At 30.2% G+C, this 21,461-nt stretch carries 15 protein-coding genes and 3 tRNA genes; 5 read left to right on the plus strand and 13 right to left on the minus strand.

Features of this window, described 5'->3' with window-relative positions; translation table 11 throughout:
• Nucleotides 1-193 precede the first annotated feature (193 nt).
• The 5 genes from V9L04_RS01660 to V9L04_RS01680 all read right to left on the minus strand — a co-directional run bounded on the left by V9L04_RS01660 (nt 194) and on the right by V9L04_RS01680 (nt 3,405).
• Nucleotides 194-1,423: a tyrosine-type recombinase/integrase gene (locus V9L04_RS01660; RefSeq protein WP_338792326.1), complete on the minus strand. Its 1,230-nt coding sequence runs from the start codon at nt 1,421-1,423 to the stop codon at nt 194-196.
• Nucleotides 1,424-1,635: 212 nt separating this feature from the next.
• Nucleotides 1,636-1,760 (minus strand) — tRNA-OTHER (locus tag V9L04_RS01665).
• Nucleotides 1,761-1,983: 223 nt separating this feature from the next.
• Nucleotides 1,984-2,112: transfer RNA gene (locus V9L04_RS01670), tRNA-OTHER, on the minus strand.
• 143 nt (nt 2,113-2,255) lie between these two features.
• Nucleotides 2,256-2,363: transfer RNA gene (locus V9L04_RS01675), tRNA-OTHER, on the minus strand.
• A 127-nt stretch (nt 2,364-2,490) separates the two neighbouring features.
• On the minus strand, nt 2,491-3,405 hold the full coding sequence (locus V9L04_RS01680) for a DMT family transporter (protein WP_338792327.1): 915 nt from the start codon (nt 3,403-3,405) through the stop codon (nt 2,491-2,493).
• A 278-nt stretch (nt 3,406-3,683) separates the two neighbouring features.
• Between V9L04_RS01680 and rpoN the strand changes: the two genes are divergently transcribed.
• Nucleotides 3,684-5,198 carry an RNA polymerase factor sigma-54 gene (rpoN, locus tag V9L04_RS01685; protein WP_338792328.1) on the plus strand — a complete coding sequence of 505 codons (1,515 nt, stop codon included), beginning with the start codon at nt 3,684-3,686 and terminating at the stop codon, nt 5,196-5,198.
• Nucleotides 5,199-5,368: 170 nt separating this feature from the next.
• Here the strand turns inward: rpoN and V9L04_RS01690 are convergent, their stop codons facing one another.
• From V9L04_RS01690 to V9L04_RS01725, 8 genes are all read right to left on the minus strand, one after another.
• Nucleotides 5,369-8,485 carry a lantibiotic dehydratase gene (locus V9L04_RS01690; protein WP_338792329.1) on the minus strand — a complete coding sequence of 1,039 codons (3,117 nt, stop codon included), beginning with the start codon at nt 8,483-8,485 and terminating at the stop codon, nt 5,369-5,371.
• A gap of 94 nt (nt 8,486-8,579) precedes the next feature.
• Nucleotides 8,580-9,731, minus strand: a complete 1,152-nt coding sequence (locus V9L04_RS01695) for a lanthionine synthetase LanC family protein (RefSeq protein WP_338792330.1) — start codon at nt 9,729-9,731, stop codon at nt 8,580-8,582.
• Nucleotides 9,715-10,608 carry an LLM class flavin-dependent oxidoreductase gene (locus V9L04_RS01700; RefSeq protein WP_338792331.1) on the minus strand — a complete coding sequence of 298 codons (894 nt, stop codon included), beginning with the start codon at nt 10,606-10,608 and terminating at the stop codon, nt 9,715-9,717. Before V9L04_RS01700 ends, V9L04_RS01695 begins: the two co-directional genes overlap by 17 nt.
• Nucleotide 10,609: 1 nt before the next feature.
• The gene (locus V9L04_RS01705) at nt 10,610-11,767 is read right to left on the minus strand and encodes an erythromycin esterase family protein (protein ID WP_338792332.1); all 1,158 of its coding nucleotides are present in this window, start codon (nt 11,765-11,767) and stop codon (nt 10,610-10,612) included.
• 485 nt (nt 11,768-12,252) lie between these two features.
• Nucleotides 12,253-12,429, minus strand: coding sequence for a class I lanthipeptide (locus V9L04_RS01710; RefSeq protein WP_338792333.1), 177 nt, complete (start codon nt 12,427-12,429; stop codon nt 12,253-12,255).
• 493 nt (nt 12,430-12,922) lie between these two features.
• The gene (locus V9L04_RS01715) at nt 12,923-13,285 is read right to left on the minus strand and encodes a hypothetical protein (RefSeq protein WP_338792334.1); all 363 of its coding nucleotides are present in this window, start codon (nt 13,283-13,285) and stop codon (nt 12,923-12,925) included.
• Nucleotides 13,286-13,295: 10 nt separating this feature from the next.
• Nucleotides 13,296-13,445: a DUF5989 family protein gene (locus V9L04_RS01720; RefSeq protein ID WP_338767018.1), complete on the minus strand. Its 150-nt coding sequence runs from the start codon at nt 13,443-13,445 to the stop codon at nt 13,296-13,298.
• A gap of 89 nt (nt 13,446-13,534) precedes the next feature.
• Nucleotides 13,535-15,397, minus strand: a complete 1,863-nt coding sequence (locus V9L04_RS01725) for a carbamoyltransferase (protein ID WP_338792335.1) — start codon at nt 15,395-15,397, stop codon at nt 13,535-13,537.
• A gap of 123 nt (nt 15,398-15,520) precedes the next feature.
• Between V9L04_RS01725 and V9L04_RS01730 the strand changes: the two genes are divergently transcribed.
• The 4 genes from V9L04_RS01730 to V9L04_RS01745 all read left to right on the plus strand — a co-directional run bounded on the left by V9L04_RS01730 (nt 15,521) and on the right by V9L04_RS01745 (nt 21,449).
• Nucleotides 15,521-16,894, plus strand: coding sequence for a hypothetical protein (locus V9L04_RS01730; RefSeq protein ID WP_338792336.1), 1,374 nt, complete (start codon nt 15,521-15,523; stop codon nt 16,892-16,894).
• 332 nt (nt 16,895-17,226) lie between these two features.
• The gene (locus V9L04_RS01735) at nt 17,227-18,348 is read left to right on the plus strand and encodes a helix-turn-helix domain-containing protein (RefSeq protein WP_338792337.1); all 1,122 of its coding nucleotides are present in this window, start codon (nt 17,227-17,229) and stop codon (nt 18,346-18,348) included.
• Nucleotides 18,349-18,488: 140 nt separating this feature from the next.
• Nucleotides 18,489-19,625 (plus strand): nuclear transport factor 2 family protein, encoded by a 1,137-nt coding sequence (locus V9L04_RS01740; RefSeq protein ID WP_338792338.1) that lies wholly within the window; start codon nt 18,489-18,491, stop codon nt 19,623-19,625.
• Nucleotides 19,626-19,679: 54 nt separating this feature from the next.
• On the plus strand, nt 19,680-21,449 hold the full coding sequence (locus tag V9L04_RS01745) for a serine hydrolase (RefSeq protein WP_338792339.1): 1,770 nt from the start codon (nt 19,680-19,682) through the stop codon (nt 21,447-21,449).
• Nucleotides 21,450-21,461: the final 12 nt, after the last annotated feature.

Genomic DNA, 21,461 nt, shown 5'->3' on the forward strand with positions numbered 1-21,461 from the left:
TGCTTACGTGCTAAAAAAATGAAGCTGCGAGCTGGAGCAGCTCAACAGGCGAAAACACAATCTATCTTTAAAGTATCAAAAACAAAGATTTTAGAAAATTAAGGGTTTTATAAAATTTTTATTTTGTTTTATTAGAGAATGGAACTTACATAATAACAAGGGGATAAGTAAGTCCTATAAGTTTACTTATGGCTTAACTTTTACCTTTCTTAAAAAGTGGCGCAATTTCACGAGCTACACGGCTTTTTTTAATCTTAATGTAAGCTGTTTCTGTTATTCTAGTTGTTTTGTGTCCATAGGTATTGCTAATCGTTTCACTAGAAACTCCTTGCTCTGATAAAATATCTCCGTAGGATTTTCTAAAAAGATGACTTGTTACGTCTTTTTCTATTCCCAATCTACAAATTATAGCACGAATATTAGCATTATAATCGTTATTATGGAATTTTTTAATTTTGTAATCATGCTTTTCAAGAATTGCCTTTGCCTTTGGATTCAATGGAATTACACAAGGTTTCGGCTGTCGTTTTTCGGTCTTCTTTCGTGGCATGATAATCCACTCATTCCAGTCCAAATTTGGGTCATCGTCTATTGAAACATATTTTCTTTCCATTCTTGTTAATTCGGCATGTGCAAATCCAGTATAGGCTTGTAAAAGTATTCCATCTTTTGTCCTCTGCAAAATTTCAGATTCATTGCTTAAATCTAAATTTTCAATCATTTCTATTTCCTTTAATGTTAGAGTAGGTTTGTTAGCATTTTCAGAAGGCAGTTTTTTAATAGAGTAATCTACTAATTGATACTTAAAATAGCCTTTATCTTTTGCATATTTAAAAACCCTACATACATCAGCGATAATTCTACTAGCGTGATTTGTTCCACCAACAAAATCATAAATATAGGCTTCTAGTTCCTGCGCTACACCATTATTCCAAAATGAAGGGTTTTTATACTTATTCTTTCCGTAAGCAACAAAATCATTTACATGTCGGATTCTTGACACATCATTTTTATAAGTATCTTCTTCTATTCGTCCTATTTTTTTATTTATATCTTCATTATTATAAAGTCTTATCATTGATTTACGTAAGGCTAACCATTCGTTAGCTAAAACTTCAAAAGATTCAATCGGACTTTCTACTTCATCTATAATTTCAGAAACTAACTGTTCTGCACTATGAGGAATAGCAAAAGGATTATTCTTATTTAAAATTAATAATTCATAATGTCTTTCTGTTAGTTTGGCTTCTAAATCAGCCAAATGAGCATTAAAAATAGGGTTTTTTGTCCTTTTGGTTATTATATTCCACTCTTTACGAGGACAAGATATACCTAAAGGACGATTTGCTTTTACTCCATTAACTGTAACTCTACAATTAATATTTTTTCCATCTCGTAACCAAAACAGAATATTTATTTTCATTTTTTTTAAACATATTTTTTTCAAAATTAAATAATAAGAGAGAGTAAAAGTACAAACGTAACCATTAAAAAAAAACGTAAACTTGTACGTAACCATTCTTTTAAAAAACCTCTTATTTACATAAAAGCCCAAACAAAATACATTGTTTGGGTTTGATTTTTCCATTTCAAAACTATAAAATATGCTTAATTTGTTTTTTTTTTGACTACTTGCCAAGTGGGTAGGATTCGAACCTACGACTTTCGGGTTGGAATTTTAGAAGTAAGCCTAATTTGACCTTTTACAAGATAATTTTTAAGCTAAAAGACCGATGCTCTAACCACTGAGCTACCACTTGGATATTTTTCTAAAAAACTATATAAAAATTAGGTAATCTGACAACTTGTTTTTTTTTCGTAAAAAATAAGAAGTAAGTTATCATTGACCTGAATATTTTAAAACATCTTTACAAAATCAATTAAAGAAAAAAAGGTAATCATACGACTGATTTCAACCAAAGAATTTAGAAGTAAGTCGTATTTGACCTTTAGATTTTAAATATATCCAAAAAACAAAATTTGGAGAGCAGGTAGGATTCGAACCTACGACCCACGGCACCCAAAGCGTAGAAGTAAATTTTATTTGACCGATTTCAAATAAAAACGATAATTATAAAATTAACGTTGCTCTACCAACTGAGCTACTGCTCTCATATATCATAAAAAAATACAGATAATTTTCAGACAGTAAGGACTCGAACCTAAACCCTCCATAGGAGAGCTCAACCAATAGAAGTATATCTGAATTGACCTAGTATTTTTTTGATTGTAATAACTTTTTAATTACAAAAAAGTGGGTCAGACAGGAATCGAACCTGTGTACATAAGTGCAGTAAACTTTATTTGACCGATAAAGCGATAATTATAAAACTTCTATTGCCTATCCTCTTGGCTACTGACCCTTTTTTAATTTATAGAAACACTACGCATAAAAAATGAAAATAGTTTCCTTGAAGTAGAAAAAATAAAAAAACCTACTCTATTCTTGTATAGAGCAGGTGTTATAAGTTGCAATATATGTTTGCAGTTTTACTTTCTACTTACCAAAAAAACCCCAAAAAATATACACGCTGCCCAAATGAGCTTTGTAGTGGTAAGAGAATCTTTATCTAAAGCTATCGCTATAAAAGTAGCCAAAACAGGCTGTAAGTAAATATAAATTCCGACTACACTAGAGGAAACACTTCGCAATGCCCACGCATTTAATAGATAAGCCAAAAAAGTAGTAAAAAGTACAATATAGCCTAAACCTACATAAATCATTGGTAGCATTTCTGTAAAATTAGTTGTTCCCAAATCGGAAAAACCAAAAGGCAAAACAAAGGGCAAAGCAAGTGTAAACATCCATTTACTAATTGAGAGTGCAGAATATTTCTTCAAAAGTGGCTTTGCAATCACTAAATAAACGGCATAAGAAGTGGCGTTGAGAAGAATAAATAAATCACCCAAATTAAAGTCAAAAGCAAGTGCAAAAGGAAGTGTAGAATCAGAAACTGTTTTACTACTAATCAGCATAGCAGCTCCTAAAAGTCCCAAAGCAACTCCCAAACCTTTCAGAAAAGTAAATTTTTCACCTCCACTTATTGCCGAGACTACCAAAACCAGCAAAGGTGTAGTGGTCATAATTAAGGCTGCATTAATAGGTGTAGTTCGTGCTAATCCTTCAAAAAATAAAAGTTGATTTACGACCACTCCAAAAATAGCACTCAAAAGTAAAATGATTTTTTCCTTTCTATTAGATAGAATAAGTTTTTTTCCTCCTACCAAAATCCAAAATAAAAAAGCTGCTCCCAAAACACGCATTAAAATAGTCGCCGAAGGAGAAATATAAAGAGGCATTACTTCTTTTGCAATGGTATAATTTGCACCATAAATCAGTGCAACACCAAAAAGAGCCAAATGAACAAGGATAGTTTTATCTATCTTGGGGAGTTGTATTTTCATACGACAAAAGTAGTAAATTGTAATCTAGCTTTTGAGAAAGTGATTATGAAATAACCTATTTTTTACTTTAAAAAATCAAAAAACACCATAAAATCCGTTCCAATTTTGAAAAAAAGCGAAAAATTTTTAAATTTATCTAAACGACTTTGTCTTTTTTTCGTTTATAGAATATATAAAGTAGAATTGAATTCAGAATTTTACATAAAAAGACTTTTAATTATTTGAATACACTTTAAATAATGACTTAATACACTCACTTTTTCAACTTTTCTATCCCTATGCAAAAATTAACAGTAAAACAATCACTTAGTCAGAAATTATCGCCTCAACAGATACAGTTTATAAAATTATTACAAATTCCGACAGCAGAATTAGACTCAAGAGTGGAGGAGGAGCTAGAAAGCAATCCTGCTTTAGAAGAAGGTAGAGAAAAAGAGAAAGAAAAAGAAGACGATAATAGTGATGATTATGATGAAATGGATTATTCAGAAACTTCTTTGGAGTCTCTTAAAGATTCGACGACAGATATAAATATCAATGATTATTTAAGTCAGGATGATGTAGCAGGTTACAAAATGCAAGGTGACGGAAACTATCAAGAAGAAGATAGAGATATGCCTATTTCTTCTATGACTTCGCTTATTGATGAACTTACTCGCCAACTTGGATATTTGCGCCTAGATGAGCGTATGCACACTATCGGAATGCAACTCATTGGCAGTATTGATGATGATGGCTATATTCGAAGAGATGTAGATGCAATTGTTAATGATCTTGCTTTTATACAAAATATTCAAACAGACAGACCAGAAGTAGAAAAGCTATTACGTAGAATTCAGCAATTTGACCCCGCAGGAATAGGAGCTAGAGATTTACAAGAATGTTTATTAATTCAGCTAAAAAGACAAGAAAGAGTAAAAAAAGAAGACGAACCACTAACAGACGAAAACAAAGGAGAGTTTAAGGTTTTAGAAGATGCTATTCATATTATTTCGATGTGTTTTGAAGAATTTAAGAAAAAACATTTTAAGAAAATTCAGCGCAAACTCAATCTTTCAGAAGATGAATTAAGAGCTGCAATGAATGTTGTATTAAAATTAAACCCAAAACCAGGTGGTTCAGGTTCTGGAATGGTAAAAGTGCAATATGTAATTCCAGATTTTACGATAAAATATAATAATGGAGACCTAGAACTTTCACTCAACTCTAGAAATGCGCCACAGCTTCATGTTAGTAGAAATTATACTAATATGCTAGAAGGTTATGATAAAAGTGATAAGAAAGATAAAAAACTAAAACAAGAAGTTTCTTTTGTAAAGCAAAAATTGGATGCTGCAAAATGGTTTATTGATGCTATCAAACAACGTCAGCATACATTATTAAAAACAATGAGTGCAATTATGGAATATCAAAGAGAATTCTTTTTGGAAGGAGAAGATTCAAAACTCCGTCCAATGATTTTGAAAGATATTGCAAATGAAATTGGGATGGATATTTCAACAGTTTCTAGGGTTGCAAATAGTAAAGCTGTTCAGACGGACTTTGGAGTTTTTCCATTAAAATATTTCTTTTCTGAAAGTATTCAGACCGATTCGGGTGAAGATGTAAGTAGCAAAGAAGTGAAAGCCATTTTGAAAGAACTCATTGAAGACGAGAGCAAACGCAAACCCTATTCAGATGACAAGCTAGAAAAATTATTGCGTGCTAGAGGGTATCAAATTGCAAGAAGAACAGTTGCCAAATACAGAGAACAACTTAATATTCCAGTTGCTAGACTTAGAAAAGAGGTTTAACATCTGATGGTTGTCTGTGAGGACACCGACAACGGCTATAACTTGCTGTTGTTGGTGTCCCATCAACGACATAGTACAAAAATTGTCAGAGAACCATAAAAATTTTATCAGTAGTTTTTGGTAATTCAAAATAACTCTGACAATAGTTTAATAAAAATTCTTATTTTCCCTTAACCTTCCAAAACAGCCTCTTTAAGCACTTTTTTTGCTTCACGAGCCTTAATAGAACGGTAATGTTGATGAAGCATATAATAAATCATACACTCGTGTTTTCTCTGACTTGCTCTAAAAAATCTATTCAAAAACATGTGGATATAACTGGCTATCAAATCCTCTAAAGGTAATTCTAGTTCTGAATTTTTACGTAATTCTTTAATTGCCAAAATTACATTTTTTATACTTTCACTCCTTTCCTCATAAATCTGAATATATAGAGTAGAAGTATTTTTATCTAAAATATTTTCAATTGACTTTCTATTATCTCTATATTTTTTGGCAAGTAGTTTTATTTTTGAAGAACCTTCGATAGCAAATTCTTTTAAAAATGCGACAGATAAAAATTCCATAATTGATTTTTTCTGACTAACTGTAAGTCCAAAATCATTTAACAGAAAATCAACACCTTGCATTCCTACTTTCCAACGCAAATTATCATCATTGATAGTATTCAAAATCTCAGAAATAGCTACACTATCTCTAAAGAATAGATATTCACTATTGATAATATTTTTAGTTCCGTACCTTTCTATTTCACGTTGATAGGTGTCAATCTGAACTTTCCAAACCAATTCATTTTTGATGTAAGCATCCAAATTTTGATACATCGTGCTTATCAAACTTTCATAGAAATTGCCAGTGCCTTTAAATCGTACTCGTATATGATGTTCAGGGTCAGCATATCTGATAAAGAACCATTCTTTTATTTTTCCTTCTTGTACTAGTTTTTCTGATAGAGGATAAATAATAGTTGTCAGAATTTCCTCAGCTGTTTTTACTCCTGTATAGATTTTGAAATACAACCATTCTGAACCTACACAAAAATCTCTTTGTACATCAGAACTTTCGTTAGTTTTACTTATAACTAGATTCGTACTTTCTGCTACTTTTTTATTTTCAATTTCATTCTCAAATGGAATAATAAATTCATTAGTATAACCATTTCCTTTTTCGTCTTTGATAAACAAATTATCTGAAGTATAGAGCATTTCCTCTACCGTGACTTCTGTTTTTTTTCTTAATTCTTGCCAAAAAACAGCTATATTTTCATCGTTTTCTGTAAAGAGTGGCAAAATATTATCTCCATCACCAAAAGTTAGGTATTGAGGAATTTGTTTATCTTTAAAATAATCTCGCAATTTTAAGACAGCTTCTTCAACAGAACTTTTCTTGCTCAAACCAACGTGTTTCAAATTGATTTTCCATTGAGCAGAACAAAGTATGACCTTTCCAAATTCTACTCTAGGCAAATAGGATTCTGAGGCTAATTCTCCCCAATCAAAAGTCAAATCATTGGTTGTTCCCTGCGCCTGCAAATCACACAAAAAACGATAAACAGGAACTTCTCCAAAACTATAATTATGAGCATTTGCCATTCTAGGCTCTATTTCTTTATTGTATTTTTTCGAACGAAGTTTTATTTTCTCTTCTGAAATAGAAACTAAAATATCATTTAAATAAATAGGAATTGCCTTTTCAGATGGTAAAACGCCAATCGGAATTTCATAGTTTCGCAGTTGAGGACGAGCAATAATATTTCCTGTACGAGATTCTGGCAAATGAATTATCTCGGCAAGAATTTTATCTTTTACTAATTCTTGTTCTCTTTTTGCCATCTCTAAAACTTGCTTCTCTGTATTTTCATCAGCATAACAAAAACGTCCTAACAAATTTATGGCAGAAGAACCTGAAGTAGCTACATGTTTTATTTTGTACTCTCCATTTTCTATTTCCTTCTGAGAAGAAGCGAGTATATTTACTAATGAGGAATAAGTCAGAGGTCTATTATTTCCTTTTTCATTGGCATCAATTCCCAATATTTTTAAGTCACTATTTTGTATCTGAATAAAATTACTTTTGTTCTTGAGAGCTTCAATAAATTTTTTCCTTAATACAGCAGCCCATTTATTATTTTTATTTTCTTGATTTACAATTGTCATTCTACGCAAAGGCATTCCTTCCAATAAAGGTGCAGCATCATTTTGAGATTGTGTTCTGACAGGATAACCCAAGCCATTTTCTGGGTCAAGTACCTGCATCAAAGGAACTTCTCTTTCTTCATATCTTTGTAAAAAAGCATCTTTAAAACTTTCTAAAAGTTGTTGTTCTTTAAAAATTTCTACTTTACTTAAAAGATTTGTAGCTTTTGCAATCTCTCTTTTGATAGAATAATTTAATTTGGATTCTTGAATAGCCAAAACAGTATCTACTTGAAATAAGGTATTAATTTCAAATGGAATTTCTAATGCTTTTACTCTTTTTGAAAAGGCTACTAAATCTGTAGGTTCAAGTTTGTTTTCTTTATAATACCTATTCAAATCTATCAATAAGGCTTCTGATTGTCTCAAAAACTCTATTTCTTTTAGGTGTGGATGTAAAGAAAAAAGATGTGTAAGACTAGTTCTGATAATTTTTTCAAAAGAATCTCCTGTAACTTTCAAATCTAGCTCAGTAATCAAGATTTGTTCTCTTACTAATTCTTGGATAAACTCTGTAGATTCTTCTAAAGTAATATCAAACTTCAAAAGCATTTCAGCAATTTGATGTATTTGCTTTCCTTCTTCACAGAAATTGATTATTTTATCTAAAAACTCATCCCATTCTACTTTTGTAATGGCATATTTTCTATGAGTTGAATTTGTTTTATAATGCTCTATAAATCTAAAATCTTCGGCTTGTCGGTATAATGTCGTGTTTGGATATAATTTTAATAGTGCAACTAATTCAGGAATTTGATGTAGTTTTTCCACCCAATTTGACAACACAGACATATCCAAAGAAATATGATATTTCTTCACTCCTTGATGAACAAAATCTCCTGTTTTGTCACTCAATTCTCCTGCATGTATTCCTGAAAAAGCACCAAAAGGCGTACAACGAAAACGAGAACGCAAATCATATTTGGTTTTAGAAATTTGATACTTTTCTAACTTATCTTTTTTTATATTCCCTTTTTTATACTCTTGAATAGTAGAATGAAATTCTGGAGAAGACAAAAATATAGCATTCTCATCGGCTTCTTGTTTGCTAAATAAAGGGTTGAGAGGGGAACGTAAAAAATAATAATTCATTTTGACTATTTTATAAAACTAAGTTATTTTATTTAAGTATCAAGAATTGTGTTTTGTAGAAATAAGTATTTCTTGAAACAGACTAGGAAGTGTGTTATACATTTGGAAAATCAGTTAAGAAAAGACTATCCCAACCTTTTTGTATTTTATTGTCAAGATGCACTAACAGAACACCAGAAAGTCCTTCTAAAAGAGAAAAATCACTTTGCCAAACTATTTCATTTTCTTGATTAGGAATAGGTAGTTTTGTATCAAATTTATCTTTTTCTAAAACTTTGGTAATTTCATTTTCAAGTCTTTCTATTTCAGTTTGTAATTCTTTTTTAGGAAATACTTCATTGATTCTCTTAAAAATTAGACAATTTCCAGCCAAGCCATGACACAAACCCAAATCAAAAGTAATATTGTCTACATCAGTATTATTGACTAGATAATTTCTTTGGTTATCTTTCAAAGATATAGCATTATCTAATGTATCTGAAAGAACTGATTTTATTTTTTCATTTTCAGGAAATACTAATAAAGACCAAGTTAATGCAATAGAAACAGACAAATCGCCATAACACCAAGCTAATCTACTATATTCTTGTTCTGTATTCATGGGAAAACAGTAATGATTATTTTCTAATTTATGTGCTAAAACATGTTCAGTCAATAAAGCAATAGTAGTTTCAATGTCTTCTTTTTCTTTTATCTTTAGAGAATCTTTAAGATAAAGAAATCCCTTACAAAGTCCTGCAATAATTCCACAAATTCCATGTGCTAAACCAAAATCATTTAATTTATCATTTTGATAAAGTTGTAAGGAAATAGTTTGAAGTAAAAATAAAGTTTGATATGTTTTTTGTTTTTGTTCAGAAGCAATAAAAAAATTGAGAACTGAAACAAGACCTTCAAATGTATCATAATTTAGCTCTTTACTCATTTGAAGTGCATTATCATAAATATCATCAGCAAAATCAGCTACAAATTCTGTCTTGTGAGAATTGAAAACAGATGGGTTTACTTTATCTAAATAAGTGAGTAAAAGTCCAATTCCAGAGAGTCCATAAATATTTGAAGGAACAAAAGATGCGTTTTGTACTTCTACATAAAATTTTTCTAATAACTCCTCTGTTTTTGTTGAATCTATATTTGAGAGGAGATATAAACTTCCTAGATTTCCTATAAGGCTTGTGTTTTGAAAAAAAATATCACTTTGAATATCAAAATAATTTAAAATATCATTATTATCCATATACTTCATTTTCTATTAATTTGCTTAAATGATGTAGATTTTCTTCTTTCAAAGAAGCATGTGATAAATCACAGAACACAAAATTTTCTACTCCAGAATCTTTAGTTATTTTTTCAAATTCTTCGTGACACTTTTCGTAAGAACCTGTAATATTTGGTTTCCAAGTTGAGCCATTCCCTAAAAAATTATTCAATTTCAATTCTGCATTTTCATTCGTATCGCTACAAACTCCTGCACATGCAATAACTACATTAGGAATACGCTCATTTTTTTCATAAAAAACATCTCTAAATTTTTTGATAGCCTCTGCTAATTCTTGACTCCACTCATTTCCATGAAATAAAGATATACAATAATCAAGATTATGTTTGATGGCACTTTGCATTCCTCCAGTGCCACTACTTAATGTCCAAAGCACTGGATTTTGAGTTCCATAGGGAGGAACTGGGATTTGAGTATGCTGATTTCGTGCAAACAATATCAAATCTTCATATTTTTTTTCTAAATCAACATCTTTAATATCTATATCTAATAAATGCTTGGCATAAGTTTCTGTAACAGAACCTCTTGCTAATCCTAATTCTATTCTATCACTATAAAGAGCAGAAGCCAAACGAAAATTACTTGCGACTCTATACGAATTATTTACAGATATAATAACACCTGCCGAACCTACTTTTATTTTTTCTGTAAAGCCAGCAGCCATAGCGACCATTAAATCTGTATTTCTCCAAGCTGTATCAGGCGCATGATGCTCAGCTAACCAATACCTCTCAAAACCTAATTCTTCAGCAAGTTGAACAGCAGAAAAAGTATTATTCAATACATCAGCAGAACTTTCTGTTTCTAGTGAAATGAGTCCTAAATCAAGAATTCCTAGTTTCATATTATTTTGCTTTATATTTTGTATAAGGTTGGCAATTATTGAGAAAAATAACAGCATCACATACTTCTTGTATCTCCATTTCTGTATCTTGATGTCCAAGTATCCTTGAATTAATTTTATCTTTCTGTTCTGTTTGAGGAATATCAAGCTGTGAAGAAAAATTCATTAAATAGGATTCTGTTTTTTCTTCTTTGCTTTTTTGTAATGCTACATATTCTAATGTATTTTCTTTGGGAGCATCAATCTTTGCATTTCCTATACCTACATATCTTTTTCCAGAAAAAGCAGAATAAGCTACAAAAAAGTATTTTTCTTGGTACTTTTCTTTAAGTCTTACACCAATATTTACGAAACTACTATCTTGATAAGATGAGTAATATATTTTTTTTGGTTCTTTCAAAAGGTGTCCAGAAGCTCCCCATAAAATCATTTTTTGGTTTGGATATTCTTTTTTCAGAAATTCTATATTATTAAGCATATAATAATCTCTTCTATTCCAAAATCCCATACTGTTTTTATCTTCTCTATTATCACGTAGTTGAATAATATTATATAACTGTTGCAGTAAAAAACGTTCGTCTTGTGTTTTATTATTTTTTGCTTCTAAAGAAGCTACTATTTTTTTTGTTGGAGGAAGAAGTTCTGAAATAACTTTATTTCCATTAATAAATAATACTTTCAGATTAGCAATATTTGACTTTTCTAAATTAGTGTAATACTTTTCTTTTTCTTTTTTAGGTAATAGCTCTTCATTAACAAGATAGTTATCTAAAGCTGGAAGAAGATATTCCATTGTTGTTTTGCCTGAGTAATTACTATCAAAACCAGTAATGATAATAGAATCTCCTTTTGCATTTTGCTCTTCTACAAAATCAAATAATGCTACTAATTCTTGACATTCAAAATTCGCATACATACCATTAAATAAATCTTGTGGTTTTTTCGATTGTAAAAATCTTTTATAAGAATGATACATTTCAAATGTATTGGATTCAAAGGCAATGACTTTAAAGTCTTTTTTCTTAACTAATTCTTTTATCAAATCTATACGATGTGTATTGATAGTTCCCTCATAATGATTTGGATCACCTAATGCTACTATTTCAATTTCTTCACTAAGATTATCTGCAATTTTTTCATTTATTTGAGCTTGGCTCATTTGGTTATATAATAATAAATTCAATACTAACAATACCAGTATTTTATACCACATAAAAATTATTTTGATTCTATACTAAAAATTTAATTCAAAAAAGAAGATAAATTTCTTGTCTAGCTTCTTTTTTTTATTCCGACTAAACAGGAGTGCAAAGAACAAATTTACATGAATTTAAAGAAAGCACTCACCCTCATTTATAGAACCACAAACTAATTAAATTAAATAACTTCTTCTTAAAGCTAATTCTTCTCCACTATTTAACAGATACTTTACTTATTTTTCGCCTGTCAAAACAAGTTTTTTTTATTTAAAATAAAATAAACAGTAAGGCAACCACACCAAAATTAACAAAGGCTCTTTAATGAAAATAGAAATTATTTTTTAAAGTTAAAAACTTCATTTAAAGCTCAATAACAAGGGGGAGAAAATTTTGGTACAGTTGTCTTAAATTTAGAGAAGCCAAATGAGAATCAGCTTCTATCAGATTACAAAGGAATACAAACAATTGCTTTACATGAATGAGAGCAAACTTTTCTAGATCCACAATGGATTAAACGACTTCCTGTCAAAGCTAATTCTGCAGGTGCTTGTCCACCGTTGATAGATGCTTGTTGCTCGTCTGTCAAAACAACAATTTTTTCTTTTTTTAATTTCAACTTCATCTTTAAATAGATTAATAAGGTTAGTTAATTTTCCTACTCTTTTAAAGGCTTTTCGGATTTCGCCATTCATCAAAATTAAATAAATTATATTTCTGATATGGCAAATGTAAAAATCATTTTCTTAAAACACAAATAAAAGACTATTTATTTTAATAAAAAATCACTTGAAAAATAAATTAATCATAGTTCAGTCACTACAGTTATTTTAGTACTTTATATCTTTTTTTAACAAAAAAACACTCTTTCATTAGTTAATCAGTCAAAAAATACGTTTTATTTATAAAAAATATAAATTATCACTGTTAATTATCACTCTTTTTTACGTTAAAAATAAATCAAATATTTCACGACTAGTTTAAAAATCAAATTTTACTTATACAAAAAACACAATTAATTTATATCAAAAATATTATATTTATTTTTCTTGTAAAAAAGGTCAAAAAAAAAGCCTATACTTTTGCATAGACTGTTTTTTGAACTGTATGTATTTTTTTTAGAAAATATTTTCTAAATCTTCTTTTTTATACTTTAGATTTCGTTCTACAAAGACAGAATTATGATCTTCTTTTTTGAGCTGCAACATATTCTTAGAAAAAAGCCTGTTTATAAAAGCAATTGGAGTAAGGAAGACAAAAAAGACAATAGAAAGTAAAATTTTTCCATTTATCACTCCTAAAACACCTGCAAACTTGAGCCATACCCAAGCTATTTTTTCAGCAAGCCAATTCCAAAAGAGCGCAATCACTCCAATTCCAAAAGGAATATACAACAAAACATCTATCTTAAAGACAAAATAAAATACCATAAAACCAACCATAATGGCTAATAAGGCTTCGACTACTTTTACTCTTTGCATAATTTAATTTTTAAAATAAGGTATAAATAAAAGGAGCAATAGCAGAACCACCACCAATAACAATAAGAACGCCCAAAAGCATCAAAATAATAATCATTGGAGCAAGCCAAAACTTTTTACGTTGCATCATAAATGCCCATAAATCTTTTAAAAAATCCATATTCTTTCTATTTTTAAATGAGTTTATTTTTAGTGTAAATCAAATTTTCAGTACAAAACACTCTAAAGAGTATTTTACAGAAATTATAATTAGTCTAATGCAAATTCTGTACGCCAATCATCTTTTTCAGCCCATTCAGGTTGAAGTTTTTTATCAAAAATAAAATCTCCAATTACTAAATAATCCATTTCTGTACGCATCAAACATTTATAAGCATCTTCTGGTGTACAAACGATAGGTTCTCCACGTACATTAAAACTTGTATTGACTACCAAAGCATATCCTGTTTGCTCTTCAAAAGCACTAATGAGTTTCCAGTATCTTGGGTTTGTTTCCTTATGAACAGTCTGAATACGAGCCGAATAATCAATATGGGTAATAGAAGGCAAATCACTTCTGAGAAAATACAACTTTTCCATTAAAGGCAATGAATTGTAATTATCTGGAAATTTATTTTGACGAGATTCTTTGACAGGCTGCACCAAAAGCATATATGGAGAAGGTGTTGTTTGCTCAAAATACTCTTCTACTTTTTCAGCCAAAACTGAAGGTGCAAAAGGTCTAAATCCCTCTCTATATTTAATTTTCAAGTTTAATTTTTTCTGCATTTCTGGGTTACGTGCATCTCCTAAGATACTTCTACCTCCCAAAGCTCTAGGACCAAACTCCATTCTTCCTTGAAACCAACCAATTACATTTCCTTCTGCTAAAAGAGAAGCTGTTTTTCTAGCTAAATCATCAAAATTAGCATACTTTTCTGAAACAGCATTGTATTTTTTGCCCATCTTCTGAATATCTAATTCTGAATATTGAGGTCCTAAATAACTACCCTGCATTTGGTCTAAAGTATCAGTAATCTCTCTTTCTTGTCCGAAATAAATATGATAAGCTGCTTGTGCGGCTCCCAAAGCACCACCAGCATCACCTGCTGCTGGCTGAATAAAAATATTCTCAAAAATATTCTCTTTTTCTAGTTTTCCATTTGCGACACAATTTAGAGCAACACCACCAGCCATACAAAGATTTTTTGAACCTGTCAGGCGTTTTGCTTCATGTGCCATCAAAATAACTACTTCTTCTGTCACTTGCTGAATAGCCAAAGCCAAATCACAATGCACTTGATCGATTGGAGTTTCTGACTTTCTTGTGGGCACACCAAAAAGCTGTTCCCATTTTTTTTCTTGAATCATGCGTAATCCTGTCGCATAATTGAAATACGATTGGTCTAACCAAATAGAACCATCAGGATAAACATGACAAAGAGTTTCTTTTATTTTTCTTACAAATTCTTTGGTTTGGTCTGCTTCTGGATTTCCATAAGGAGCAAGTCCCATCAATTTATATTCTCCTGAATTGACTTTAAAACCTGTATAATAGGTAAAAGCAGAATACAAAAGACCTAAAGAATGAGGAAATTGTAGTTCTTTTAGAATTGTAATATCTTTTCCTTTTCCATGACAAATAGAAACAGTTGCCCATTCTCCAACACCGTCAATTGTAAGAATGGCTGCATCTTCATAATTTGAAGGATAGAAAGCACTTGCAGCATGTGATAAGTGATGTTCGGGAAAGAGAAGTTTAAAACTTTTTTTGTCGTAGTCTTCTATTTCTTTTAGCTCTTGATAAATCATGCGTTTCAAAAACATTTTTTCTTTTAGCCAAACAGGAATTGCCGTCAAAAAAGAAAGTAAGCCTTTTGGAGAAAAAGCATAATAGGTTTCTAAAAGGCGTTCAAATTTGAGAAGAGGTTTGTCATAAAAAACAATCGCATCTAGTTTATCAAGTGTAAGTCCAGATTCTTCCAAACAGTATTTTATAGCCTGTGTAGGAAAATTTGGATCATGTTTTATTCGTGTAAAACGTTCTTCTTGAGCTGCTGCAATTATTTTTCCGTCTTGGAGAAGTGCTGCTGCCGAATCGTGATAAAATGCTGAAATGCCGAGAATATTCATTTGCTAATAGTAATGTAGAAATGTATGAACTGCAAAATTAGGATTTATTATTAGAACTACATACTTTTGAATAGAGTTTTTACTACAAAAACAAATTTCTACTGAAAAAACTAAATCTATAAAATGTTTAAAAAATTAAACCCTAGCCTTTCCTTTTTACTTATTGCAGTGCTTCTTTGGCTCTTACAATACGGATTTGATATAGCTATAGGAGATGGTGACGGGAAAATCATATTTTGGGGTACTTATGTTTTTGTAGGTTTCATGCAAGTATTTTTGATTCTCTCAGCATTGCTTTGGTTACCCGAAGTAATACGAAGGCTGAAAGGAAATTTTGCTTCTACTTCTAAAGATTTTTTGAAACGAAATGCAGGAAGTGTATTTATTTGTTTTATTCTATTTTTTGTAATTCTGATAGACTTTTTTGGGTTTGCATTCTTTAATGAAAAAGAAGTAGAAAGAATCTATAAAGCGAGTCATTACAGAACACCACACCCTTGCTTTCATCACGGACTTGTACAAAATATGGCAGTAGAAGGAGTTTGGGGAGATATTAAATATCCTCTTTACACAAATTCTTTTGCCTTTAAAGACTCTTCTGTTTTTGAAGCAAAACAGAATTTGGATAAAAAACAAGTTGTCTTTATTGGAGATTCTTTTACAGAAGGAGTAGGAGTAATTTATCAAAATACTTTTTTTGGACGAATGAGACAAGAGTTTTCAACCAATAATCAAATAGAACTTTGGAATGCTGGCTGTGTTTCTTATTCTCCTCTTGTTTATTACAACAAAATAAAATATTATACCGAAGTAGAAAACTTTAAGATTGATTATTTATGGGTTTTCATAGATGGCTCAGATATTCAAGATGAAATAAATTATAAAGACTTTGAACCTAATTGCAATGAAAAATTTGTCCCTAAAGCAGGAACAATAGAGTATTACCGTTATAATAAAAAAGATGACAATTCTCTTTTGGATATTTATAAAAATCACTCATTATTGGTGAGATTAGTTTCTAATACTTATAATAAGTTTTTTGCTGACCCAGAAGCAGATGAAAAAATAAAGTATATAAGCAATAGACTATCTTGGATAGATAACGATGCTGTTTATCAAGAATGGGGAAAAGAAGGAATTAAGCTTGCTGAAAACCACATGCAAAAACTAGTAGAACTGTGTAAAGAAAAAAACATCAAACTTACTATTGCTGTTTATCCGTGGGCTACTATGATAAATAATCATAAAAGACAGTTAGAAACATGGGAAAGGTTTACACAGAAAAATAATATTCATTTCATCAATTTATTTCCAGTTTTTGAAGAAAAGGTAAAAGAAACTTCTTTTGAGCAAGTAAATAAAAAATATTTCATACAAGGAGACGGACATTGGAATGCAGAAGGACACAAATTAGTAAAAGAAGCCATAAAAACTCCTTTTGAAAAAATCGTTTTAGGAATAGAAGAGATTGATAGCTTAAGTACAATTACGAATTAAAAATTACGAATTACGACCTGTCAAAGCAGCAAAGCTAATTTAAACTACTGATTATTAGTTGATTAAAAAACAGTATTTAATTTCAATCCCTTAGAAAGTGTAATACAATAGCAATTCTTATTTTTTATCTTGATTTAATTTTCATTTGGTAGGTTTTTGGTTCAATTAAAATTTTTAGAAAAAAAGGCTTTTCTTACCTTTGCGTATGCAAGAAAAAATTATTATCCTAGATTTTGGTTCACAATATGCACTTTAGGATGCCCAATAAATAGTAATCACTTACTAGTAAGCAATGACTGTGAAAATATACTTTTTGAATTTATCTAAATAATATGGGCTTAGAAAAACAAATTTTATTCTTCTTTAGTGCTTTAGGAGCTTTCAATGGGTTTTTGTTAGCAGCTTATTTTGTTTTTTTTTCCAAGAAAAAAAATTCTGATTATTTTTTAGGAGGTCTTCTTTTTGTTATCAGTGTTCGGATTACTAAATCCATATTTTTATTCTTTAATGATAAAATTTTTGATATTTTTATACAGATTGGGCTTTCGGCTTGTCTTTTAATTGGTGTTTTTCTTTACTTTTATATAAAGGCAAGTAGTGATAATGATTCAAAAAAAATAGAAAATAAAAATAAATCAACTTATTGGTGGATTCACGTATTGCTTTGGCTTATTTGCATCTCTATTTTCAATTATTTCTATTCCTACTCCGAAAACCGTTTGCTTTGGAATTATTTTGTCAAAATGATTTACCTACAATGGTTTGTTTATATTTTGCTTAGTGCTTGGGAGTTGAGAAATGAGCTTAAAAAATTATTTACAAAAAACACAAAACTTAGTGAAAGCCAAATTTGGCAAGTAAATATTTTCTTTGGGGTGTTGTGTATTTGGACTGCTTATGTTTTTGGTTCGTATGCCTCTTATATTGTAGGAGCTTTATCTTTTTCTTTTGTTTTTTATATTTTAGGACTGTTTTGGTTTTTAAAACGCTCTAATTCAACAGAAGTAAAAAATAAAATCAGTAAAGACCAACAATTACATAATTTAGAAAGTAACAAAGAAAAAGCTACTCCAAAACCTATTGAAAAATATGCGAATAAAAAAATAGATGAGCAAGAAGCAAATCAACTGAAAACAAGGATAGAAAGAATAATTGCAGAAGAAGAATTATTCAGAGATCCAAACCTCAAGCTCCCTGATTTAGCCGAAAAAATCAACGTCTTGCCTCATTATTTATCACAATTTCTGAATGATAATCTAAACAAAAGTTTTCCTCTTTACATAAATGAACATCGAATTGAGGCTGCAAAAAAGCTTTTACTCTTAAATGATTCATATACACTAGAAGCCATTGGCTACGAATGTGGATTTAATTCAAAATCTACGTTCTTCTCTACTTTCAAAAAGATAACTAACTACACACCAGATAGTTACAAGAAAAAGTATAAAAAATAATTCTCCTTTTCTTCCTATCAAAATGTCCTAATTTATAAACTCGTACTACAGATTTATAAACTAAAACCTATGTCTGATTTTTAATTTCTATTCTTGTGTCAAATCTAATTTAAGAATCTAAAAATTAAACTTTTGACATTATGAGTACAGTAAAATTTGTATTATTCGTCTTGCTATGCTTCAAACTGACTAGCACTTTTGCACAGCAAAAAATTCTCTTTGTTACTTCAAATCAACATTATTATGGAGATACAAATATCAAAACTTCCAATCACTTTGGAGAAATCGTCGTTCCTTACGATATATTTACAAAAGCAGGTTTTATGATTGACTTTGTTAGTCCTGAAGGAGGAGCTATTCCTATAGGTTATATCAACACATCTGATAGTATTCAGGAAAAATATTTGTATGATGGTTTTTTTATGAATAAACTCAAAAACACGGTAACACCAAATGAAATTAGGACTGAGGACTATGTAGCCATTTTTTATAGTGGAGGAGGAGCAGCGATGTATGGCGTGGCAGAAAATAAAACTCTGCAGAACATTGCCCAAGAAATCTATACTAATAATGGAATCATCTCAACAATATGTCATGGAAGTGCAGGCATTGCTTATTTAAAAGATAAAAACGGCAAATCACTTTATGCAGGAAGAAAAATAACAGGTTATCCAGATAGTTTTGAGAAAAAAGAAAAGGAGTATTACAAAACTTTTCCTTTTGCCATAGATGAAGCTATAAAAAACAATGAAGGAGTTTTTATTTATTCTGATAAAGGAAATGATGAGTTTTATAGTGTTGATGAAAGATTTGTAACAGGGCAAGACCCAAGTTCAGCTACAAAAATCGCAGAAGAAGTGATAAAACTAATAAACCAAAACTTCAAAAACAAGAATAGAATAGTGCAAAAGAGTGAGCTAGAGCAAATTAGAGCCACCTTAATAGATTATATCGAAGGAACAGGAAACGGAGAACCAGAAAGACTTCGAAGAGCATTCCATCCAGACTTTAATCTCTATACAGTAGCTGAAGATACTTTATGGATTCGCTCGGGAGAAAAATATATTTCTGCAATAAAAGAGGGCAAAAAAACGAGTCGAATAGGACGTATTATTTCCGTCGATGTAGAGAAAGATGCTGCCATAGCGAAAGCCGAAATAGTAATTCCAAACTGGAGAATTTTTACTGACTACTTTCTACTACTCAAATATGAAGGTACTTGGAAAATTGTACATAAGAGTTACTCTTGGCAAGAAATAGTTGAAAAAGAAAATTAATATACTATTCAAATATAATTCAAAACCATTAGTTTCAATTAAATTAAAAAAACTATGAAATATTTATCATTTTTTATTCTTCTCGTTATCTGTAATAATAAATTATTTGCTCAAACAGAATCAAAACTTGAAACTCAAATAGATTCTCTTTTTTCAGAATATAGTGGAAATACAGCAGGTGTAGCAGTAGCTGTTGTACAAGATGGAAAAACAATTTTTCAGAAGGGATATGGTTTAGCCAATCTTGAATACAATCTTCCAATAAATATAAATACTCTTTTTAATATCGGTTCGGTTTCAAAACAGTTTACTGCCTTTGCTATTTATTTACTTCAAGAAGAAGGTAAGATTTCTTTAGAAGACGATGTAAGAAAATATATTCCAGAACTTCCTCAATATGATAAAATAATCAAAATAAAACACCTCTTGGCACATACGAGTGGACTAAGAGACCAATGGGCTTTGCTTACCTTAGCAGGCTGGAGACTGGAGGATGTAATTACAGAAAATCAGATTTTGAAACTTGTCAGTAAACAGAAGAAACTCAATTTTGAAACTGGAACTCAATTTATGTACAGCAATACAGGTTATACACTTGCAGCAGTAATAATAGAACGAGTTTCAGGGAAGAGTTTTGCACAGTATTGCCAAGAAAATATTTTTAATCCTTTAAAAATGACCAATACCCTATTTTATGATGATTATAATAAATTAATAAAAAATAGAGCTTATTCCTATGAAAAAGTAGAGGGGAATTTTAATAAGCGTACACTCAGTTATACTACAGTCGGTGCAACCAGTCTTTTTACAACAGTTGAGGATTTAGCTAAATGGGTTTCGAATTTTCATAACCCTCTAGTAGGAAATGCGAAGTTAATAAAAAAATTTAATGAAATATCTTATCTTGATGACAATAGTCCTGTTATTTGGGCGCACACACCAGAACAAGATTTGTATTATGCTAAAGGTCAGTTAAGTTATGAGTATAAAGGTCTGAAAGTTCTTAGCCATGGAGGACATGATGCAGGCTTTAGAGCAGTACTGACGAGGTTTCCAAAAAAAGAATTTGCAGTCATTACGCTGAGCAATAATGAACATTATACTACGATAGAAAAGAGTTATCCTTTAGCTGAAATATTTTTAAAAGATTACCTCAAAGAAACAAAAAAAGATACTTCTAAGACAAATCCAGATAATACAGAAGAGAAGCCCTACTCTAATCAACTCAATTCTTATGAAGGAATTTATTATAACGAAGAATTAGCTACTCAATATCAAGTCAAACTAAAAGATGGACAGTTAGTAATGACGCACCCAAGATTAGATGATATTTCATTAACAGAAACAGGAAAAAATAAATTTGATGGAATAAATAGTTTTGCTTTTGAACTTGAATTTTTTGAAGCAAATGATAAAATAGAAGGCTTCTATATTTCTAATTTTGGGGCAAAAAATATGCAATTTGACAAAGTAAAACCTACAATAAAAGAAGTAACTAGTATTGATCAGCAACTAAAAGCATATAACAACAGAGATATAAATGCTTTTTTAGATACTTACCACGAAGATATTGCCATTTATAACTTTCCAAATCAATTATTAGGAAAAGGAAAAGAGTTTTTAAGAACTACCTACCAAGATTTATTTCAAAAATCTCCTAATTTGAATTGCCTAGTTACAAGTAGAGAAGTGCTAGGAAATACTATCATTGACCAAGAATTAGTTACTGGTTTTTATGGAGACCAATCATTAGAAGCTATTGCTATTTATAAAATGAAGGAAGGAAAAATAGCAGAAGTCTATTTTATTAAAAAGGAAGAATAAAGTTTTCAGAAA

Origin of the sequence: Bernardetia sp. MNP-M8 (assembly GCF_037126285.1) — a bacterium.
In the GTDB taxonomy this organism is placed as follows: Bacteria; Bacteroidota; Bacteroidia; order Cytophagales; family Bernardetiaceae; genus Bernardetia.

Excerpts from the sequence above, each read along its gene's own strand:
- V9L04_RS01660 (WP_338792326.1), bottom strand. The coding sequence starts at position 1,423 with ATGAAAATAAATATTCTGTTTTGGTTACGAGATGGAAAAAATATTAAT.
- V9L04_RS01720 (WP_338767018.1), bottom strand. The coding sequence starts at position 13,445 with ATGGATTTTTTAAAAGATTTATGGGCATTTATGATGCAACGTAAAAAG.
- V9L04_RS01680 (WP_338792327.1), bottom strand. The coding sequence starts at position 3,405 with ATGAAAATACAACTCCCCAAGATAGATAAAACTATCCTTGTTCATTTG.
- V9L04_RS01700 (WP_338792331.1), bottom strand. The coding sequence starts at position 10,608 with ATGAAACTAGGAATTCTTGATTTAGGACTCATTTCACTAGAAACAGAA.
- V9L04_RS01695 (WP_338792330.1), bottom strand. The coding sequence starts at position 9,731 with ATGAAGTATATGGATAATAATGATATTTTAAATTATTTTGATATTCAA.
- V9L04_RS01745 (WP_338792339.1), top strand. The coding sequence starts at position 19,680 with ATGAAATATTTATCATTTTTTATTCTTCTCGTTATCTGTAATAATAAA.
- V9L04_RS01735 (WP_338792337.1), top strand. The coding sequence starts at position 17,227 with ATGGGCTTAGAAAAACAAATTTTATTCTTCTTTAGTGCTTTAGGAGCT.
- V9L04_RS01740 (WP_338792338.1), top strand. The coding sequence starts at position 18,489 with ATGAGTACAGTAAAATTTGTATTATTCGTCTTGCTATGCTTCAAACTG.
- V9L04_RS01730 (WP_338792336.1), top strand. The coding sequence starts at position 15,521 with ATGTTTAAAAAATTAAACCCTAGCCTTTCCTTTTTACTTATTGCAGTG.
- V9L04_RS01710 (WP_338792333.1), bottom strand. The coding sequence starts at position 12,429 with ATGAAGTTGAAATTAAAAAAAGAAAAAATTGTTGTTTTGACAGACGAG.
- V9L04_RS01715 (WP_338792334.1), bottom strand. The coding sequence starts at position 13,285 with ATGCAAAGAGTAAAAGTAGTCGAAGCCTTATTAGCCATTATGGTTGGT.
- V9L04_RS01690 (WP_338792329.1), bottom strand. The coding sequence starts at position 8,485 with ATGAATTATTATTTTTTACGTTCCCCTCTCAACCCTTTATTTAGCAAA.
- rpoN (WP_338792328.1), top strand. The coding sequence starts at position 3,684 with ATGCAAAAATTAACAGTAAAACAATCACTTAGTCAGAAATTATCGCCT.
- V9L04_RS01705 (WP_338792332.1), bottom strand. The coding sequence starts at position 11,767 with ATGAGCCAAGCTCAAATAAATGAAAAAATTGCAGATAATCTTAGTGAA.
- V9L04_RS01725 (WP_338792335.1), bottom strand. The coding sequence starts at position 15,397 with ATGAATATTCTCGGCATTTCAGCATTTTATCACGATTCGGCAGCAGCA.